Source organism: Achromobacter dolens (genome assembly GCF_902859745.1).
GTDB lineage: Bacteria > Pseudomonadota > Gammaproteobacteria > Burkholderiales > Burkholderiaceae_B > Achromobacter > Achromobacter dolens.
On the sequence record NZ_CADIJW010000007.1, the window covers coordinates 42003 to 57278 of the forward strand.

At 68.2% G+C, this 15276-nt stretch carries 16 protein-coding genes; 12 read left to right on the plus strand and 4 right to left on the minus strand.

What is annotated here, in order from left to right:
* The first annotated feature begins 32 nt into the window (after nucleotides 1-32).
* The 3 genes from HV783_RS08155 to HV783_RS08165 all read left to right on the plus strand — a co-directional run bounded on the left by HV783_RS08155 (nucleotide 33) and on the right by HV783_RS08165 (nucleotide 2068).
* On the plus strand, nucleotides 33-926 hold the full coding sequence (locus tag HV783_RS08155; protein ID WP_054501216.1) for a LysR family transcriptional regulator: 894 nt from the start codon (nucleotides 33-35) through the stop codon (nucleotides 924-926).
* A gap of 86 nt (nucleotides 927-1012) precedes the next feature.
* Nucleotides 1013-1414, plus strand: a complete 402-nt coding sequence (locus HV783_RS08160) for a hypothetical protein (protein ID WP_054500865.1) — start codon at nucleotides 1013-1015, stop codon at nucleotides 1412-1414.
* Nucleotides 1415-1468: 54 nt separating this feature from the next.
* Nucleotides 1469-2068, plus strand: a complete 600-nt coding sequence (locus HV783_RS08165; RefSeq protein ID WP_054500864.1) for a hypothetical protein — start codon at nucleotides 1469-1471, stop codon at nucleotides 2066-2068.
* A gap of 46 nt (nucleotides 2069-2114) precedes the next feature.
* Here the strand turns inward: HV783_RS08165 and HV783_RS08170 are convergent, their stop codons facing one another.
* Nucleotides 2115-2516, minus strand: coding sequence for a hypothetical protein (locus tag HV783_RS08170; RefSeq protein ID WP_064527014.1), 402 nt, complete (start codon nucleotides 2514-2516; stop codon nucleotides 2115-2117).
* Nucleotides 2517-2663: 147 nt separating this feature from the next.
* Between HV783_RS08170 and HV783_RS08175 the strand changes: the two genes are divergently transcribed.
* Genes HV783_RS08175 through HV783_RS08185 form a run of 3 tightly spaced genes read left to right on the plus strand, consistent with a single transcriptional unit; the run spans nucleotide 2664 to nucleotide 5660 of the window.
* Nucleotides 2664-4007 carry a hypothetical protein gene (locus HV783_RS08175; protein ID WP_175188950.1) on the plus strand — a complete coding sequence of 448 codons (1344 nt, stop codon included), beginning with the start codon at nucleotides 2664-2666 and terminating at the stop codon, nucleotides 4005-4007.
* On the plus strand, nucleotides 4004-4585 hold the full coding sequence (locus HV783_RS08180) for a SanA/YdcF family protein (RefSeq protein WP_175188951.1): 582 nt from the start codon (nucleotides 4004-4006) through the stop codon (nucleotides 4583-4585). Before HV783_RS08175 ends, HV783_RS08180 begins: the two co-directional genes overlap by 4 nt.
* 31 nt (nucleotides 4586-4616) lie before the next feature.
* Entirely contained in the window at nucleotides 4617-5660 is a 1044-nt protein-coding gene (locus tag HV783_RS08185) for a histone deacetylase family protein (protein ID WP_064527008.1), read from the plus strand.
* Here the strand turns inward: HV783_RS08185 and HV783_RS08190 are convergent.
* Nucleotides 5648-6547: a LysR family transcriptional regulator gene (locus HV783_RS08190; RefSeq protein WP_064527006.1), complete on the minus strand. Its 900-nt coding sequence runs from the start codon at nucleotides 6545-6547 to the stop codon at nucleotides 5648-5650. The two genes, HV783_RS08185 and HV783_RS08190, sit on opposite strands and share 13 nt — an antisense overlap.
* A gap of 143 nt (nucleotides 6548-6690) precedes the next feature.
* On the opposite strand from HV783_RS08190, the gene HV783_RS08195 reads away from it, so the two are divergent.
* A complete protein-coding gene (locus tag HV783_RS08195) occupies nucleotides 6691-8019 on the plus strand; it encodes an aspartate aminotransferase family protein (protein WP_054428709.1) in 1329 nt (442 codons plus the stop codon).
* A 43-nt stretch (nucleotides 8020-8062) separates the two neighbouring features.
* Nucleotides 8063-9079, plus strand: a complete 1017-nt coding sequence (locus HV783_RS08200; RefSeq protein WP_175188952.1) for an amino acid ABC transporter substrate-binding protein — start codon at nucleotides 8063-8065, stop codon at nucleotides 9077-9079.
* Between the two features lie 84 nt (nucleotides 9080-9163).
* Here the strand turns inward: HV783_RS08200 and HV783_RS08205 are convergent, their stop codons facing one another.
* Both HV783_RS08205 and HV783_RS08210 read right to left on the minus strand, forming a co-directional pair.
* Complete coding sequence (locus HV783_RS08205) at nucleotides 9164-9550, minus strand: hypothetical protein (protein WP_054500856.1); 387 nt, start codon at nucleotides 9548-9550, stop codon at nucleotides 9164-9166.
* A gap of 7 nt (nucleotides 9551-9557) precedes the next feature.
* Entirely contained in the window at nucleotides 9558-10892 is a 1335-nt protein-coding gene (locus HV783_RS08210; protein ID WP_064526999.1) for an MFS transporter, read from the minus strand.
* Nucleotides 10893-11116: 224 nt separating this feature from the next.
* Between HV783_RS08210 and cyoA the strand changes: the two genes are divergently transcribed.
* From cyoA to cyoD, 4 genes are all read left to right on the plus strand, one after another.
* Nucleotides 11117-12160: a ubiquinol oxidase subunit II gene (gene cyoA, locus HV783_RS08215; protein WP_175188953.1), complete on the plus strand. Its 1044-nt coding sequence runs from the start codon at nucleotides 11117-11119 to the stop codon at nucleotides 12158-12160.
* Between the two features lie 80 nt (nucleotides 12161-12240).
* Nucleotides 12241-14244, plus strand: a complete 2004-nt coding sequence (cyoB, locus tag HV783_RS08220) for a cytochrome o ubiquinol oxidase subunit I (RefSeq protein WP_175188954.1) — start codon at nucleotides 12241-12243, stop codon at nucleotides 14242-14244.
* Nucleotides 14237-14878: a cytochrome o ubiquinol oxidase subunit III gene (gene cyoC / locus HV783_RS08225; protein ID WP_054428714.1), complete on the plus strand. Its 642-nt coding sequence runs from the start codon at nucleotides 14237-14239 to the stop codon at nucleotides 14876-14878. The genes cyoB and cyoC overlap by 8 nt, the downstream gene beginning before the upstream one ends.
* On the plus strand, nucleotides 14875-15273 hold the full coding sequence (gene cyoD, locus HV783_RS08230) for a cytochrome o ubiquinol oxidase subunit IV (RefSeq protein ID WP_054415283.1): 399 nt from the start codon (nucleotides 14875-14877) through the stop codon (nucleotides 15271-15273). Before cyoC ends, cyoD begins: the two co-directional genes overlap by 4 nt.
* The last annotated feature ends 3 nt before the right edge of the window (nucleotides 15274-15276 follow it).

Sequence of the window (15276 nt, forward strand, 5' to 3'; positions counted from 1 at the left end):
TATGGTTCGAAAAAACCGAAGTGAACATCGCCATGCTCAATTACCGCCACCTGTACTACTTCTGGATGGTCGCCAAGGAAGGCGGCTTCTCGCGCGCCGCCGAGCGCCTCGACATGGCCATCCAGACCATCAGCGCCCAGGTGCGCGAACTGGAAAAGAACCTGGGCCACCAGTTGCTGCGTCCGGCCGGGCGCGGGGTGGCCCTGACCGACGCCGGGCAGGCCGCCTTCGCCCGCGCCGAGGAGATCTTCCAGATCGGCCAGGAACTGCCGCAGGAAGTCCGCGCCGCCGCCACCAAGCCGGTGATCCGCCTGTCGGTGGGCCTGTCGGACGGCATCTCCAAGCTCGCCGCCCACGCGCTGCTGGGGCCGGTGCTGGACACCCCCGACCTGCGCCTGACCTGCCACGAGGGCGAGGTCGAGGAACTGCTGGGCGAACTGGCGCGCCACCACCTGGACCTGGTGCTGGCCGGCCAGGGCGCGCCGGCCAACCCCAACCTGCGCCTGACCAGCGACCGGCTGGTGTCCTCGCCGGTCGATTGGTACGGCCCGGCGCGGCTGGTGCGCAAGGCCGACACGCAGGACTTCCCGCGCTGCCTGGAGCGCCTGCCGGTGTTGCTGCCGACCGGCCATTCGGTGCTGCGCCAGACGCTGGACCGGTGGTTCAATGAACAGGGCCTGCGGCCCAACGTGGTCGGCGAGTTCGAGGACAGCGCGCTGATGTCGGTGTTCGCCGCGCGCGGCCTGGGCGTGTTCCCGCTCAGCCGCCTGGGCGGCGACGACGTCGGCCTGCTGCGCGGCCTGCGGCCGCTGGCGCGCTGCGACAGCGTGCACGAGGAAATCCACGGCATCCGCAATCGGCGCGGGCAGCACCACCCGCTGGTGCAGCAGATACTGGCGCATGCCAAGACTTCGGTTTTTTCTTAATGATTGTCACAAAGACGCTGGTTTTTCAGAATCCGTTTCCGCTCTATCGTGGCGTTTCTTTCCTGAATCACCGGAGTACCGCAACAATGAAGAAAATCATCTGGATCGCTTTCGCCGTACTGGCCGCGCTATGGACCGGCCTGGTGGCGCTGACGCTACAGTTGGCGGACTGGGTGCTGGCGGCCATCGCCTCGACCCAGGTGCCGGGCGCCGCCGCGATCGGCTCGGCGCAATGGCAGGCGCCCGCGTGGGCGGCCCCCTGGGTCGACGCCGGCCTGATCCAGTCGCTGCAGTCGGGGCTGGTGTGGCTGGTGGACCTGCTGAACCAGGTCCTGCCCGCGGCCGGCAGCCTGGGCACCTGGATCGCGGTGCTGGGCTGGCTGTTCTGGGGCTTCATCATGGCAGCCCTGCTGGTGCTGGCGCTGATCCTGCACTGGCTGGCCGGCAAGCGCCCGCAGGGCGACGGCCCCGGCCGCCAGGTGGTGTAATAAGGCAGGCAACGCGGCGTCCCGGCGCGCTGCCTCCTCTTATAGGAGCGTACCGTGCCGTCCCGACTATTCCGCGCCGCCATCCTGCCCGCCGCCGTCCTGGCGGCGTCCGCGCACGCGAACACACCGCCCCACGGCATCGAGGTGTGTACGCTGACCGGCACGTCGGGGCAGTACAGCGTGCGGGTTCGCAACACCGGGTCAGCCCCGTTGGCGCGGGCCGACGTGACCGGCGTGCGGCTGGACGGCGGCGGCCAGCCGCAGGGCAACATCAGCGTCAGCCTCACGGCCATTCCCCCCGGCCGCTACGAAACCGCGATCCTGGCGCGGCACGGCGAATCTGCCGCGCTGGTCAGCATCGCCACCTACCAGTCGGTCAACGGCCTCGAGACCCGGCAACAGGAACTGTTCGCCGGCAAGGTGGCTCACGTGTCGCCCGGTTCGGCCCTGCAATACACGCTGGCGCCGCTGGCGGTGCGCGGCTGGACCGTGGCCTACGGCGGCCCCAACGCGCCCACGCTGGCCCCCGGCAGCGCCGTGCTGCTGGTCTATCCCGCGCGCAGCGGCAAGAAGATGGATACCCGGCCCGAAGCGGGCCGCACGCCCGCCGACGTGGTGCCGCTGGCGCCCTGCCCCGTGCCGCGCGGCAGGTAGGGACGCAGCGGGCGCCGACCGCCACGGCGTCCATGGCATGACGGCGCTACGTGCCGTTCAGCAGGTCGCGCTCGTTCAGCAGCGCGTAGACGATCTCGGGCCTGTTGTCGAAGCCGCGGCGGATGGCGGCCGGAATCGACGTGCGCGTCTTGCGGCACAGGCCGGGCTGCTCGTCGAGCTGGATGGCAATGCCGCGCGAGGTGCGCACTTCGTTGTCGCTGGGGATGATGCGCACCACGATGCCCAATTGCGCCTGCATGCGGCCCTGCATGGCGCGCAGGTCTTCCAGGCTGGCAATGTTCTCCAGCCGCGCCACCAGGCGCTTTTCCTCTTCCTTGGTGAGCCGCAGGATGCGCACGTCCGCCGCCGGATCGGCCAGCAGCCGGTCGCGGTCGCACATACAGGCGCCCGGCGGGCATTCTTGACGGATGGGGAACGGGAGGTTCATGGCGCGCGCGTCGCAAGCTATCCGATGATTCTACCCAGGAACTCGCGGCCGCCGCGACCCTCGACGCGTCCCCCGCAGGCACGGCGCGCGGCGCGACGGCTCGGGCATAATGCGCCGAGAAGAAATCCGGGAGGCGCTGCCTTGAAAATGTTCCTGCTTGCGGCCATGCTGGCCGGCGCCGGCGTCAGCGCCGACGCATTCGCGCGCGACCATGCCTACGACATCAAGCCGGGCCTGCGGGCGGTGGTAACCGTCGACGGGGCCACGCAGCAGCGCGTCAGCGTTCGCGTCGGCAAGGGCGCGCCGCAGGAAATCGCCCGCCTGGACGACGAAGCGGTCGACGTCTTCGAGACGCCCGACATCGACCACGACGGTTACCGCGACCTGGTCATCGGCCAGAGCGGCGGCGGCGGCCAGGTCCAGGCCCGGCTGTTCCTGTACCGGCCCAAGGAAGGCAAGTTCCGCGAGATCGCGCATCCCGCGCCGCTGGCCAGCCCGTGCCACCAGTTCGTCAACCCCGTGTTCGATGCCGCCAAGGCCGCCTTCTCGGTGGGCTGCCGCTACGGCGCCGACAGCAACGGCACCGAGGACTACGCGCTGCGCCCCGATGGCACCGCGCGCCCGGTGCGGTGGACCACCCAGGCGCTGTTCGACCTGGAGGACAGCGCCTTCGAGCTGACGTACGGGTTCAATGAAGACGGCACGGTGGCGCGCATCCAGATCGACGGCGACGACTCGCCGCTGGATGGCGACAGCAGCGTGCCCTTCGACCGGCTCGACCTGTACGACGCCCCCGATGTAAAGGCGCTGTCGACGCGGACAGCCAAGGCCGGGGAGCGCCTCGACGTGATCGCGCTGCGTCCGCAGTGGCTGCAGGTGCGCGAGGCCGGCGCGAGCGCGGATGCACCGCCGGCATGGGTGCGCTACGCCGACCTGAAGATCGACAAACACCGCTATGCCCCGGCGCCGCGCACGCCCACGAGCGGCCTGATGCTGTCCGTCTATGGCCACCTGGGCACCACGCTGTACGAGGCCGGCGGCCGCTTCACGCTGCACGTGACCAACCTCGGCCCCGAGTCGGCGCGACTGCAATCGCCACGCATCTGGCTGCTGTTCATCGACGCGCAGGATCGGCGCACGCTGCAGCCGCTCTACCAACGCCCGCCGGTGACGCTGGCCGCGCCCGCCGTTGCGGCCGCCGCCGCGCAGACTTCCCCCGCCTATGCCGACAACGCCGACCGGCCTGCGGCGCCCACGGGCCCGCGCCACGTGGCCGACTGGGCCGACGACCCGGTGCTGTGGCGTCCGGACGGAAACGGCGGGTTCGAGTACCAGGTAAGCGCCGGCAACGGCCAGTACGTGCCCTTCTTCCCCGACCTGGCCCCCGGCCGCTACCGGCTGGTCGTGGCGCTGACGGACCCGGCCGCCGCAACCAGCCCGGTCTACTCGAACGCCATCGAAGTCGACCTGCCCTTCCCCAAACGGCAATGAGCGCGCCCCGCTGGCCCCGCCGCGCCCTTGTTGCCCTCGCCAGCCTGGGCGTGGCCGTGGCGCTGGCCGCCGCCGCCCTGGTCGCGGCGGGCCTGCAGGCCGACGCCCCGCAGGCCGACGTCGCGGTGGTGCTGGGCAACACGGTCGCGCCCGACGGCAAGCCCTCGCCGCGCCTGGCCGCCCGGCTCGACCGCGCCTACGATTGCTACGCCGCCGCGCGCTGCCGCGTGCTGTTCGTCAGCGGCGGCGTCGATCCGGCCGGCCACGATGAAGCGGCGGTGATGCGCGACTATCTTATCGCGCGCGGCGTGCCGGCCGGCCAGGTGGTGGCCGACAGCCTCGGCAACGACACCTGGGCCACCGCCACCCACGCCAGCGCCTATATGCGCGAACATGGCTACACCAGCGCCACGGCCATCACGCAGTACTTTCATGTGCCGCGCACCATGCTGGCGCTTAGGCGCCATGGCGTGCCGCAGGTCGGCGGCGCCTCGCCCCGCTATGCCGAGGCGCGCGACCTGTATTCGATCCTGCGCGAGCTGCCGGCCATCGCCTGGTACGGACTGCGGCCGCTATAGTTTCCCTTCCTCTCTTTCCACAGACGCTACCGTGCTTATCTTCCACAATCCCGTCCACGGCAAACACGATGGCCGCCAGGAAATGTTCCGCGGCAGGCTGGTGCCCTGTCACGAGACCCCGGCCCGGCTCGAATACGTGCTGGACGCCCTGCGCGAGCGCGGCATCGGCACGCTGCGGGCGCCGGCCGCGCCCGACCTGGACCTGATCCGCCGGGTGCACAGCCCGCGCTACGTCGACTTCCTGCAACGCGCCTGGGCCGACTGGATCGCGCTGGATCCGGCCAATGCCGAGCTCGACATCCTGCCGTCGGTGTGGCCGGTGCGCGGCTTCCGCCACGACATCTCGCCCAGCAACTTCGCGGCGCGCGTCGGCCTGTTCTCGTTCGACAGCGGCAGCCCGCTGACGGCGGGCACCTGGGAGGCGGCGGCCGCCGGCGCGGCCTGCGCCATCGACGCCGCGCGCGCGGTCTCCAGCGGTCACGGTCCGCGCACCGCCATGGCGCTGACGCGCCCGCCCGGCCATCACGCCGGCGCCGACTTCTTCGGCGGCTACTGCTTCCTGAACAACGCCGCGCTGGCGGCGCAGGCGCTGCGCGAGGCCGGCGCCGAGCGCGTCGCGGTGCTGGACATCGACTACCACCACGGCAACGGCACGCAGAGCCTCTTCTACGAGCGCGGCGACGTGCTGACCGTGTCGGTGCATGGCGACCCGACCACCGAATATCCCTTCTTCCTGGGCTATGCCGACGAACCCGGCCAGGGCGCCGGCCTGGGCGCCAACCTGAACCTGCCGCTGGCGGCGGGCACCGACTTCGCCGGCTGGACCGAGGCGCTGGAACAGGGCCTGGCCGCCATCGGCCGCTTCAAGCCGGACGCGCTGGTGATCGCGCTGGGCGTGGACACGTACGAAGGCGACCCCATCTCGAAATTCAAGCTGCGCAGCGCCGACTACCTGCGGGTGGGCGCGCGGCTGGCCCGGCTGGGCCTGCCCGCGGTGTTCACCATGGAAGGCGGCTACGCGGTGGCCGAGGTCGGCGTCAACGTCGCCAACGTGCTGGAAGGCTACGCCGGCTGAGCGGCCGCGGCCATCCGCCGCCACACGGCCTCGACCGCGGCGCGCGCGTCGCTGCGGTCCTTGAATGCCAGGATGGTCACCTCGATGTCCCAGGCGCGGTTGGCCAAGGGCACGAGGTCGGCCGTCTCCAGCCGCCGCAGTGCGCTGTCGGCCAGCCACGCCACGCCCAGCCCCTGCGCCGCCATGTCGCCCAGCACGTCCGACATCTCCGCCTCGAACAGGCGCACACCGTGCAGGGGCTCCGGCCCGCCCTCGATGGCCGCGTCGATCAAGCGCGCGAAATAGACGCTGGGCGAATACATCAGCAACGGCACCGGCCGCGCCGTGGTGCCCGGCAGGTCCAACCGCTCGCGTTCGACCAGGGCGCGCGCCGCGTAGGGCCGAATCAGCTCGCGCCCCAGCATCAGGCAGTCGTAGCGCGACAGGTCCAGCGGCAATGGCTGCGCCAACTGGTGGAAACAGATCAACAGATCGGCCGCGCCCGAGGTGAAGGCCGACACCGTGTCATGCACATTGCCCGTCTGCAGGCTGCAACTGAGCTGCTGGCCCGCGCTCCAGTCGCGCCACCAGCGCGGCAGGTGGGTCGTCGCCAGGGCATAGGACGTCGCCAGTCGCAACTGGTTGCGCGCCGGCACGGCGGCGATGCCCGCGCGCGCCTCGACCAACTGGTTGACCAGTTCGATGGCCGCGACGCGGAAACGCTCGCCCGCCTCGGTGAGCTGGGTCGGGAAAGCGGAACGGTCGATCAGCCGCGCGCCGGCCCAGTTCTCCAGGCTCTGGATGCGGCGGCTGAACGCCGCCTGCGACAGATTGCGGGCCTCGGCAGCGCGCGTGAAATTGCGCAGCTCCGACAGGGTGATGAAGTCCTGCAGCCACCGGGTATCCATACCGCTCCTTGCGCGATTCGCATGGGTCATGCGCGCCATGCATGGCGCCGCATGCGTACTTCGCATTGGACGCCGGCGCCGCGCCGCCAGACACTGCGTCCGTCGGTTCCGCATTGGAACCTGCCTTTTGCCGGAGTGTAAACATGGATCAAACCCTGCGTGCGGCGGCCCGCGAATACCTCATCCGCTACGGCGGCGACACCTTTCCCAACCTGTTCAAGTCGGCCAAGGGCACGGTGGTGCGCGACGACACCGGCCGCGAGATCCTGGACTTCACCTCGGGCCAGATGTGCGCCACCATCGGCCACAACCACCCGGCCATCGTCGACGCGGTGCGCCGCGCCGGAGAAACCGCCTTCCACTTTTTCAGCGGCATGATCCCGGAAGCCGTCGCGCAACTGGCCGCGACGATGGCGCGCGACTGGATGCCGGCGGGCATGACCAAGTCGATCTTCGTGAACACCGGTTCCGAGAGCAACGAAATCGCGCTGCGCATGGCCAAGATGCACAAGAGCGGCTTCGAGATCCTGGCGGTGGGAGGCTCGTGGCATGGCGTCACCAGCGGCGCCGGCTCGGTCTCTTACGCCAGCGACCGCAAGGGTTATGGCGTGCCGCCGGCCGGCGTGTTCGTCATGCCCGAGCCAAACTCGTATCGCCCCTACATCGCCGGCCTGGACGCCGAGCAGTCGGCGCTGGCCTGCCTGGAGATCGGCCTGAAGATGTTCGACATGGCCTCGGCCGGCCGGCCCGCGGCCATCATCGTCGAACCGGTGATCAGCGCCGGCGGCGTGCTGGTGCCGCCCAAGTCCTACATGCAGGCGCTGCGCCGTGCCGCCGACGCGCGCGGCATGCTGCTGATCTTCGACGAGGCGCAGACCGCCTTCGGCCGCCTCGGCTGCCGCACCGGCTCGGAACACTTCGGCGTCACGCCCGACATCATCAGCGTCTCCAAGACCCTGGGCGGCGGCCTGCCGCTGGCAGCCACCATCACCACGCCCGCTATCGAACAGGACGTGCACGAGAAAGGCTTCACCTTCTACACCAGCCACGTCTCGGACCCGCTGCCCGCCACCGTCGGGCTGGCGGTGCTGGAGACGCTGCAACGCGAACAACTGCTGGAGCGCGCCCGCCGCCAGGGCGACTACCTGCGCCGCGGCCTGCTGGAACTGCAGCAGCGCCACGAAGCCATCGGCGACGTGCGCGGCCTGGGCCTGCTGCTGGGCGTGGAACTGGTGCAGGACCGCGCCACGCGCGAGCCGTATCACGCGCTCGGCGCCCTGACCACGCAGCGCTGCTTCGAGCTGGGGTTGTCGATGAACATCCGCCGCCGCCCCGAGCGCGGCTCGGTCTGGCGCATCGCGCCGCCGCTGACCGTCAGCAATGACGAGATCGACCGCGCCGTCTCGATCCTGGACCAGGCCTTGACCGAAAGCCTGGACCAGATCGCCAAGCCCCGCGCGCTGAGCGCCTGAGCCATTCCCCCTGGCGCCGGGCCGGACCCGGCCGGAGAACGCAATGCCGATATTCCGAACCGCGGCCGGCGCCCTGGCGCTGGCCACCGTGACCAGCCTGGCCCACGCCGGCCCCACCCTCGACACCGTCAAGAAGCGCGGCTACGTGCAGTGCGGCGTGTCCACCGGCATCCAGGGCTTTTCCTCGCCGGACAGCAAGGGCAACTGGCAGGGGCTGGACGTGGACATGTGCCGCGCCATCGCCGCCACCGTCTTCAACGACGCAAGCAAATACCGCCTGACGCCGTTGACGACGCAGGCGCGCTTCACCGCCCTGCAATCGGGCGAGGTCGACGTGCTGACGCGCAACGTCACGCCGACGATGGCGCGCGATACCACGCTGGGCCTGATCAGCACCGGCGTGAACTATTACGACAGCCAGGGCGTGATGGTGTCCGCCAAGCTCGGCGTCAAGAAGCTCAAGGAACTGGACGGCGCCACCATCTGCGTGCAGCCCGGCACCGTCACCGAGCTCGACCTGGCCGACTGGTTCCGCGCCAACGGCCTGAGATTCAAGCCGGTGGTGATCGACAAGTACGACGAGATCGTGCGCGCCTTCGCGGCCGGCCGCTGTGACGCCTTCACCTCCGACAAATCGCAGTTGGCGGCCTCGCGCACCACGCTGGAGCAACCGGACAATTACCTGATCCTGGACGAGAACATCGCCAAGAGCCCGCTCGGCCCCATGGTTCGCCAGGGCGACGACAACTGGTTCAACGTGGTGCGCTGGACCCTGAACGCCATGCTGGAAGCGGAGGAATTCGGCGTGACCTCGGCCAACGTCGACAGCCAGCTCAAGAGCAACAACCCCAACGTGCAGCGCATCCTGGGCGTGACGCCGGGCATGGGCAAGAACCTGGGGGTGGACGACAAGTGGGCCTACAGCATCGTCAAGCAGGTCGGCAACTATGGCGAGAGCTTTGAGCGCAACCTGGGCACGGCCAGCGCGATGAAGCTGCCGCGCGGCCTGAACGCGCAATGGCGCGACGGCGGCCAGATGTACGGCTGGCCGGTGCGCTGACCCGCGCGACGCGGGCGGACAGCCCGGACGGGCGGTTCCGCGCCGCGCCTGCCGCGCCCTCGGGCGCGGCGATCTTTTCCGGGATCAGGCGCCGCGCGTCCCGCGCCGCCACCACAGCGCCTCGCACAGCCACAGCAAAGGCCAGGCGAGCAATAGTCCGACCAGCAAGGTCGGCAGCCACGGCGCGGCCGCAGGCGCCGTACCGCCTTGCAGCCAGGCCGGGCTGTAGAGCAGGAAACCGGAGACGAAGCCGCGCGACCAGATATCGCGAAAGCCCGCGCCACGGCCCAGCGCCGCGGCCAGCATGCATACGATGACAAAGAACGCGTCGCCCGCGGCGCGATACCAGGCCGGAATGACCTGCGGATCCAGCGGCCGATACATGGCGATGGCGATCAGCAACGCGCCCAGCACCAGGGCGCGCGCCCAATTGAACGAAGTCCCCGTGTCGCTGCCGCGTACTGGCGTCATCTTCCCGTCAGTCACGCGTTTCTAGCGCCTTGTTGATGCGCAGCGCCAGCAGCGTGCAGGCGGTGCCCGACAGCAGGTAGATGCTGACCGCCACCAGCCCGAAACGCGCCGACAGGCCCAGCGCCACCAGCGGCGCGAAGGCCGCGCCGACCAGCCAGGCCATGTCGGTGGTAAGCGCCGCGCCGGTGTAACGGAAACGCTTGGTGAAATTGGCCGTCACCGTGCCCGACGCCTGGCCGTACGACAGCCCCAGCAGCGCGAAGCCGATCAGGATGAACGCATCCTGCGCCTTGGGGCTGCCGCCCAGCAGCCATGGCGTGAACAGCGCGAACACGCCGATCAGCGCGGCCAGCAGGCCCAGCGTGGTGCGCCGGCCGATGCGGTCGGCGATCCAGCCCGAGGCGATGGTGCCCAGGATGCCCACGCCCGCGCCGATGATCTGCACGATCAGCACATCGGAGATCTGCTGCGTGGCGCTGACCGCGATCCACGACAGCGGGAACACCGTTACCAGGTGGAACAGCGCATAGCTGGCCAGCGCCGCGAACGCGCCCAGGAACAGGTTATAGCCTTGCTCGCGCACCATCTGCGTGGTGCTGATGGGTTCCAGTTCGCCTTCTTCGAGCAATTGCGTGTATTCCTCGGTCAGCACCAGCCGCAGCCGCGCGAACAGCGCCACCACGTTGATGGCGAAGGCGACGAAGAACGGATAGCGCCAGCCCCAGTCGAGAAAGTCCGCCTCGGTCAGCGTCAGGTGCAGGAACAGGAACAGCGCGCTGGCGATCATGAAGCCGATAGGCGCGCCCAACTGGCCCAGCATCGCGTACCAGCCGCGGCGCTGGGGCGGCGCGTTCAGGGCCAGCAAGGACGGCAGCCCGTCCCAGGAGCCGCCGAAGGCCAGCCCCTGCAGGCAGCGGAACACCGCCAGCAGCACGATGGCGTGCGAGCCGATGACGTTGTAGCCCGGCAGGAAGGCCATGCCGACCGTGGCGGTGCCCAGCAGGAACAGCGCGATGGTGAGCTTGGTGCCGCGCCCCCAGCGCCGCTGGATCGCCATCGACACCGCCGTGCCGATGGGACGCGCAATGAACGCGAACGAGAAGATGACGAAGGCCCACAGCGTGCCTTCGAGCTGCGGTTCGAACGGGAAAAACACCCGTGGAAACACCAGCACGCAGGCGATGCCGAAGACGAAGAAGTCGAAATATTCGGAGGCGCGTCCGATGACGACCCCCACGGCGATTTCGCCCGGCGCCACCTTGGCGTGGCTGGCTGCGCCCCCTGTCGCGCCCGGACCGGGCAAGGCAGAGGCATGACCGGGATACTGCGTGGTGGTCGCCATGTGAGTGCTCGCTGAAAGGAGGTTTTGAAAAACGCCTTGTCTACGCTTTTTGCAACACACTCGTACGCACATGCGCCAAGGCCCCGCGGACCGCGGCGCGATCTCGCCCGGCCCTGCCCCGCACGCCTTTCCGTGCATACTTTTGCTCTTTTTACCCTAGATTTTTCGCGGCTTCCAGCGTAGTGTTGCGTTTACCTCCCACGGTTACGTTTCGGGGTATGGCCATGCCGTCTTTCCCAAGGTTCCGCGGATTGTTGCTGTTAGCCGCCCTGCCATTGCTCTCCGGATGCAATGCGGTGTTGCTTTCGCCATCAGGCGACATCGCGGTGCAGCAGCGCAACCTGATCATCATCTCCACCGGCCTGATGCTGCTGATCATCGTGCCGGTGATCTTCCTGACCTTCCTGTTCGCGTGGCGCTATCGCGCCAGCAACCGCGACGCGCACTACGACCCCGACTGGAACCACTCCACCATGCTGGAGCTGCTGATCTGGGCGGCGCCGCTGCTGATCATCATCGCGCTGGGCGCGCTCACCTGGGTCAGCACCCACCAGCTCGATCCCTACCGCCCGCTGGCGCGCCTGTCCGAAGGCCGCGAAGTGCCGGCCGGCACCAAGCCGCTGGTGGTCGAAGTGGTGGCGCTGGACTGGAAGTGGCTGTTCCTCTACCCCGAACAGGGCGTGGCCGCGGTCAATGAAATGGCCGCGCCGGTCGACCGCCCGATCCAGTTCAAGATCACCTCGTCCACGGTGATGAACTCCTTCTTCATCCCGGCGCTGGCCGGCCAGATCTACGCCATGCCGGGCATGCAGACGACGCTGCACGCGGTCATCAACCACCCCGGCGAATACGAAGGCCTGTCGGCCAACTACAGCGGCGCGGGCTTTTCCGGCATGCGCTTTCGCTTCCACGGCCTGGACCAGCAGGGCTTCGACAAGTGGATCGCCGACGCCCGCGCCTCCGGCGCCACGCTCGGCCGCGACACCTACCTGAAACTGGAACAGCCCAGCGAACGCAACCCGGTGCAGCGCTACGCCAGCGTCGCGCCCGGCCTGTTCGACGCCATCGTCAATCGCTGCGTGGAACCGAACCGCATGTGCATGAAGGACGCCATGGCGATCGACGCCGGCGGCGGCATGGGCATTCCCGGCGCGCGCAACATCGCCAGCCTGGACGAGGCCACGCGCGAGCGCCTGGGCCTGGCCGATACGCCGCCGCGCAAGTATGTCGGCGCCATGTGCACCTCGGCGGCGGAGTTGGCGCTGTAGCCCACACGCCCGCGCCGGCGCAGCGTCGCATCGCGTGAAATCAAGGTCTTCCCCCTGGAAACCGAGCCCTGGAAACCAAGATGACTGATCAACCAGACCTCACCAAGCTGATCTTCGGTCGCCTGACCTGGGACGCCATCCCCTTCCACGAGCCGATCCTGCTGGCCACCTTCGCCATGGTGGCGATCGGCGGCATCGTGGTGCTGGGGGCCATCACCTACTACCGCAAGTGGGCCTACCTGTGGCGCGAATGGTTCACCAGCATCGACCACAAGAAGATCGGCATCATGTACATGATCCTGGGCCTGGTGATGCTGCTGCGCGGCTTCGCCGACGCCATCATGATGCGGCTGCAGCAGGCCGTGGCTTTCGGCGATTCCACCGGCTACCTGCCGCCGCACCACTACGACCAGATCTTCACGGCGCACGGCGTCATCATGATCTTCTTCGTGGCCATGCCGCTGGTCACGGGGTTGATGAACTACGTGGTGCCGCTGCAGATCGGCGCGCGCGACGTGGCCTTTCCGTTCCTGAACAACTTCAGCTTCTGGATGACCACCGGCGGCGTGGTGCTGGTGATGATGTCGCTGTTCGTCGGCGAGTTCGCCCGCACCGGCTGGCTGGCGTATCCGCCTTTATCGGGCATCGCGCAGAGTCCGGACGTGGGGGTCGACTACTACATATGGGCCTTGCAGATCGCGGGGGTCGGCACATTGCTGTCCGGGGTAAACCTGCTGGTCACCATCGTCAAGATGCGCGCGCCCGGCATGTCGCTGATGCGCATGCCGATCTTCACCTGGACCGCGCTGTGCACCAACGTGCTGATCGTGGCGGCGTTCCCGGTGCTGACGGCGGTGCTGGCGCTGCTGTCGATGGACCGCTACGTCGGCACCAACTTCTTCACGGCCGACTTCGGCGGCAACGCCATGATGTACGTGAACCTGATCTGGATCTGGGGCCACCCCGAGGTCTACATTTTGATCCTGCCGGCCTTCGGCATCTTCTCGGAGGTGGTCGCCACCTTCTGCCGCAAGCGCCTGTTCGGCTACGCATCGATGGTGTACGCCACGGTCGTGATCACGGTGCTGTCGTACCTGGTGTGGCTGCACCACTTCTTCACCATGGGATCCGGGGCCAGCGTGAACTCGTTCTTCGGGATCACCACCATGATCATCTCGATCCCGACCGGCGCCAAGATCTTCAACTGGCTGTTCACCATGTACCGCGGCCGCATCCGCTTCGAGGTGCCGATGCTGTGGACGCTGGGCTTCATGGTCACCTTCGTGATCGGCGGCATGACGGGCGTGCTGCTGGCGGTGCCGCCGGCCGACTTCGCGCTGCACAACAGCCTGTTCCTGATCGCCCACTTCCACAACGTCATCATCGGCGGCGTGCTGTTCGGGCTGATGGCCGGCATCACCTACTGGTTCCCCAAGGCCTTCGGCTACAAGCTCGATCCGTTCTGGGGCAAGTGCTCGTTCTGGTTCTGGCTGGTGGGCTTCTACTTCGCCTTCATGCCGCTGTACGTGCTGGGCCTGATGGGCGTGACGCGCCGCGTCAACCATTTCGAGGACATGTCGCTGCAGATCTGGTTCCAGGTGGCCGCGTTCGGCGCCTTCCTGATCGCCATCGGCATCGCCTGCTTCCTGATCCAGTTGGTGGTGAGCTACCGGCGCCGCGAATCGCTGCGCGACTTTACCGGCGACCCGTGGGACGGCCGCACGCTGGAATGGTCCACCTCCTCGCCGCCGCCCAATTACAACTTCGCCTTCACGCCGCGCGTGCATGACCAGGATGCCTGGTGGCAGATGAAGCAGCACGGCTACCAGCGCCCGCAGGCCGGCTTCATCCCCATCCACATGCCCAAGAACACCTGGGCCGGCATCGTGCTGGCGGCCATCAGCGTGGTGATGGGCTTCGCGCTGATCTGGCACATGTGGCCGCTGGCGGTGCTGTCGCTTGCCGCGCTGATCGTCGTGTCCATCGTCCATACCTTCAACTACAAGCGCGAGTACTACGTGCCGGCCGACGAGGTCGTGCGCACGGAGGACGCCCGCACCCACCTGTTGGCGAAACATGTCTGATACCCTGGCCCCCACCCTGCCCGGCGGCGCCACGCCGCCCCCGGAGCCCGTGTTCCACGTGGCCGGCGAGCACCACCCGAAGAACGGCACGCTGCTGGGCTTCTGGGTGTATCTGATGAGCGACTGTCTCATCTTCGCCTGCCTGTTCGCCACCTACGGCGTGCTGGGGCGCAACTACGCCGCCGGCCCGTCCGGCGCCGACCTGTTCGACCTGCCGCTGGTGGCGGTCAATACCTCGCTGCTGCTGCTGTCGTCCATCACCTACGGCTTCGCCATGCTGGAGATGCGGCGCAACCGGGTCGGCGCCACGCAAGGCTGGCTGGCGGTCACCGGCCTGCTGGGGCTGGGCTTCCTGTCGCTGGAACTGTATGAGTTCGCGCATCTGATCCACATCGGCGCCGGGCCGCAGCGCAGCGCCTTCCTGTCGTCGTTCTTCACCCTGGTGGGCACGCACGGGCTGCACGTCACGTTCGGCATCGTCTGGCTGGTGACGATGATGGTGCAGGTGCGCATGCACGGCCTGATCCCCGAGAACCGCCGCCGGCTGATGTGCCTGTCGATGTTCTGGCACTTCCTGGACCTGATCTGGGTCGGCGTGTTCACCTTTGTCTACCTGATGGGAGTGCTGCCATGAACGCCCATGCCGACCACGCCGGCCACGGCCACGATCACGGCCATCACGACGATGACGACGGCGCCGCCCATGGCACCCTGAAAAGCTACGTCACCGGCTTCATCCTGGCGGCCATCCTGACCGCCATCCCGTTCTGGCTGGTGATGGACCGAGTGTTCGAAAGCTCGCGCACCACGGCGCTGATCATCCTGGCGTTCGCGGCGGTGCAGATCGTGGTGCACATCATCTATTTCCTGCACATGGATGCCAAGTCCGAAAGCGGCTGGAACATGTTGGCGTTAATATTCACGCTGGTGCTGGTCGTGATCACGCTCAGCGGATCCATCTGGATCATGTACCACTTGAACTCCAACATGATGCCCATGTCGATCCACGACATGCGGAATATGCCCTGACGT

What these genes read in the sequence shown, in the direction of transcription:
- HV783_RS08155 (WP_054501216.1), top strand. Translation starts at nt 33, where the DNA reads ATGCTCAATTACCGCCACCTGTACTACTTCTGGATGGTCGCCAAGGAA.
- HV783_RS08210 (WP_064526999.1), bottom strand. Translation starts at nt 10,892, where the DNA reads ATGGCGACCACCACGCAGTATCCCGGTCATGCCTCTGCCTTGCCCGGT.
- HV783_RS08175 (WP_175188950.1), top strand. Translation starts at nt 2,664, where the DNA reads ATGTTCCTGCTTGCGGCCATGCTGGCCGGCGCCGGCGTCAGCGCCGAC.
- cyoC (WP_054428714.1), top strand. Translation starts at nt 14,237, where the DNA reads ATGTCTGATACCCTGGCCCCCACCCTGCCCGGCGGCGCCACGCCGCCC.
- HV783_RS08195 (WP_054428709.1), top strand. Translation starts at nt 6,691, where the DNA reads ATGGATCAAACCCTGCGTGCGGCGGCCCGCGAATACCTCATCCGCTAC.
- HV783_RS08200 (WP_175188952.1), top strand. Translation starts at nt 8,063, where the DNA reads ATGCCGATATTCCGAACCGCGGCCGGCGCCCTGGCGCTGGCCACCGTG.
- cyoA (WP_175188953.1), top strand. Translation starts at nt 11,117, where the DNA reads ATGCCGTCTTTCCCAAGGTTCCGCGGATTGTTGCTGTTAGCCGCCCTG.
- HV783_RS08180 (WP_175188951.1), top strand. Translation starts at nt 4,004, where the DNA reads ATGAGCGCGCCCCGCTGGCCCCGCCGCGCCCTTGTTGCCCTCGCCAGC.
- cyoD (WP_054415283.1), top strand. Translation starts at nt 14,875, where the DNA reads ATGAACGCCCATGCCGACCACGCCGGCCACGGCCACGATCACGGCCAT.
- HV783_RS08190 (WP_064527006.1), bottom strand. Translation starts at nt 6,547, where the DNA reads ATGGATACCCGGTGGCTGCAGGACTTCATCACCCTGTCGGAGCTGCGC.
- HV783_RS08160 (WP_054500865.1), top strand. Translation starts at nt 1,013, where the DNA reads ATGAAGAAAATCATCTGGATCGCTTTCGCCGTACTGGCCGCGCTATGG.
- HV783_RS08205 (WP_054500856.1), bottom strand. Translation starts at nt 9,550, where the DNA reads ATGACGCCAGTACGCGGCAGCGACACGGGGACTTCGTTCAATTGGGCG.
- HV783_RS08170 (WP_064527014.1), bottom strand. Translation starts at nt 2,516, where the DNA reads ATGAACCTCCCGTTCCCCATCCGTCAAGAATGCCCGCCGGGCGCCTGT.
- cyoB (WP_175188954.1), top strand. Translation starts at nt 12,241, where the DNA reads ATGACTGATCAACCAGACCTCACCAAGCTGATCTTCGGTCGCCTGACC.